The organism is Oerskovia sp. 140933 (genome assembly GCF_059651515.1).
The window spans coordinates 1-2,709 of record NZ_JAMXIO010000069.1 but is presented as its reverse complement, the minus strand read 5'-3'; the positions used below and the strand labels follow the sequence as shown (position 1 = coordinate 2,709).

Here is a 2,709-nt window from a genome sequence, read left to right as displayed (position 1 = left end):
CCGGGTTGTGAAGACTTCGACATCTCCACTAAGCCCGGAGGTCCTCCCTTCAACAACCGGAACTGACACCAACCTCCTGGCCGGGTACACCTAGGTGGGGGCCTCTTCTACTACGGCGACGAGAAGCAGCGCGGGACTCTCAAGCAGACCGGTCGCGACTCCAACACGATCACGTACGACGCGCTGCGCGAGACGATCAACAGGTTGTGCAGGCACGCTGACCACGCCGACGACGATCTGCTGATCCTCATGGACGCCATCACCGACAAGTCGCGCCGCGAGCTCGTCGCCAAGTTGTACGCCCACATCTACAGCCGGCCCCGACCGGAGATGAAGCGCATCGTCGAAGCTCCCCTGCACATCGAGAGTGAGCTCAACTCTGGGATACAGCTCGCCGACTGGATCTGCGCCCTGATCACCCGCGCCTCACACTTCCAGATGGTCAGGGACTCACCCTTCGGCTGGGCGCCAGGTCACTTCCGCGACACCATGCAGGGTCTGTTTACCTACGAGTCCAAGCTCCACCTGCTCGCCTGGCCCGATCTCCACCACAGCGAGGTCTTCAAGGCCAAGCCACACCACACCAACCCGCTGAGCGCTTCCAGCGTCGGTGACCGGATCGCGAACATGAAGGCCGTTTACGAGGCTGCGAAGCGTGGGCACGAGACGGTTAGCTAGGCGGAGAGGACCACGCGCACCTCTTCGGCCGTCATGGTGATCGGCTCGAAGTCGACGTATCGGCCCGCGGCGTCTGTGTCGACGCCAGCGGTTAGTGCACGTGCAACGTCGAGCACGGCCGCGGACCGTTGGGTCAACCACGCGTCCACACGTTCGATCGACGCGGCGGACATCGGCTGAAATTCCGCAGGATCGAGTGCTCCGGTCCGGCCGGTGCCGACGCGCCACAACGCTATGTCGCCGGAGAAACTGGCCGGGATCCAATGGCCGTAGCACGCACGCTCCGCCCGCACCCCCGCGAAGCAGAAGTCAAGTGCGTCGCCCTCTCGACTCGGAAAGAGGTCGCGAGCTGGTGCCGCGAGCAGCACACCGCCCGCAGCCGTCTCGTCGAGGGACGCCAGGGACTCCCGCAAGAGCTCGGGCGAGAGGACGCTGACCGAGACGAACGGGAAGTCATGGTCTACCGCGAACACGGCGTGGGCCGCTTCGTGCGCGGCGACGTGCCCCAGCCATCCGTGGCTCGCGCACGTGAGGGAGTCGAGGGGTGGGACATTCATCGGCGACATGCGGGGCTGCTGCATGATTCCGTGACAGTTGGTTAGGCAGCTTGGTCGGCGGCCTGGCTCATGATGGGGTCTGCTGCACGGATAGGTGACACCTGATCTGTGGTGCCTTCGGGTGCTGCTTGGAAGGATGTGCCCCGTGCCCAGACCCCACCCGAAGGAGTTCCGCGAGGATGTCGTGGCGATCGCTCGCCGTGGCGAGGCTCCGGTCAAGCAAATCGCGAAGGACTTCGGTATCTCCGAGTCGTGTCTGCGTAACTGGCTGCACGCCGCCGATGTCGAGGACGGCAACCGGCCAGGCGTGACCGCCTCGGAGTCCGCGGAGCTGCGTGAGCTGCGTCGGCGTAACCGGCAGCTGGAGCAGGAGGTCGAGGTGCTGCGCCGCGCGGCGGCGTATCTGTCGCAGGCTCATCTGCCGGGAAAATGATCTACCCGCTCGTGAGTGAGCTCGCCGGTGACGGGATCCCCGTCACGGTGACGTGCCGGGTTCTCAAGCTCGCCAGACAGCCCTACTACCGCTGGCTCGCGGCGCCTGTCGGGGCGCGCGAGCTCGAGGAGGCGTATCTCGCGAACGTGTTGTTCGACGCTCACCGCGACGATCCGGAGTTCGGCTACCGGCTGCTCGCGGACGAGGCCTCCCGAGCCGGGCTGGTCGCGTGCGATCGCACCGTGTGGCGCATCTGCGCCGAGAACAGGTGGTGGTCGGTGTTCGGCAAGAAGCGCGCCCGCAGCGCCAAGAAGGCCGGCCCGCCCGCTCACGAGGACCTCGTGCTGCGCCAGTTCCGGGCCGATGCGCCGAACCGGTTGTGGCTGTGGGACATCACCGAACACCCCACGGCCGAAGGCAAGGTGTATCTGTGCGCGATCAAGGACGTGTACTCCAACCGGATCGTGGGGTACTCGATCAGCGACCGGATGACGTCGCGGATCGCGGTGAACGCCCTGGTCAGCGCGGTGCAACGGCGTCGTGACGTGGCCGGGTGCATCGTGCACTCGGATAGGGGCAGCCAATTTCGCTCACGAAAGGTCCGCCAGGTTCTGGACTGCCACGACCTGGTCGGATCGATGGGGCAGGTCGCCTCTGCCGGAGACAACGCCGCGATGGAGAGTTTCTTCTCCTTGCTACAGAAGAACGTCCTGAACCGGCGCTGCTGGACCACCCGCGAGGACCTACGCCTGGCGATCATCACCTGGATCGAACGCACCTACCACCGGCGCCGCCGCCAGGCCCGACTCGGACGATTGACCCCCATCGAGTACGAAGCCATCATGACCACTCAGGTCGCACTCGCCGGCTGAGCCTGGATCCGCCGAGCCGGTTTCTGGAGCGGATTGAGCGGTGCTCGTGGATGGCCTGACTGTCGGTGCTGACGGGGGGGGCGCGCGGTACCTGCCGGTCTGCCCGGCTTTTCCACTTTCGGTCCCTTCTCGTCGGGACAGGGCTTGCTGGTCAGGTGGCGGCTGTCAG

3 protein-coding genes are annotated in these 2,709 nt (G+C 65.7%); 2 read left to right on the top strand and 1 reads right to left on the bottom strand.

The features are described 5' to 3' along the window. Nucleotides 1-168 precede the first annotated feature (168 nt). The gene (locus tag NHG27_RS18915; protein ID WP_497017350.1) at nucleotides 169-678 is read left to right on the top strand and encodes a DUF3800 domain-containing protein; all 510 of its coding nucleotides are present in this window, start codon (nucleotides 169-171) and stop codon (nucleotides 676-678) included. Here the strand turns inward: NHG27_RS18915 and NHG27_RS18910 are convergent. Continuing rightward, entirely contained in the window at nucleotides 675-1,259 is a 585-nt protein-coding gene (locus NHG27_RS18910) for a hypothetical protein (protein WP_497017349.1), read from the bottom strand. The two genes, NHG27_RS18915 and NHG27_RS18910, sit on opposite strands and share 4 nt — an antisense overlap. Nucleotides 1,260-1,380: 121 nt before the next feature. Between NHG27_RS18910 and NHG27_RS18905 the strand changes: the two genes are divergently transcribed. Further along, nucleotides 1,381-2,540 (top strand): IS3 family transposase gene (locus NHG27_RS18905; RefSeq protein WP_497017348.1). Its coding sequence is split into 2 segments (ribosomal slippage): nucleotides 1,381-1,659 and nucleotides 1,662-2,540, totalling 1,158 coding nucleotides; the frame shifts between segments, so codons are not numbered across the junction. The last annotated feature ends 169 nt before the right edge of the window (nucleotides 2,541-2,709 follow it).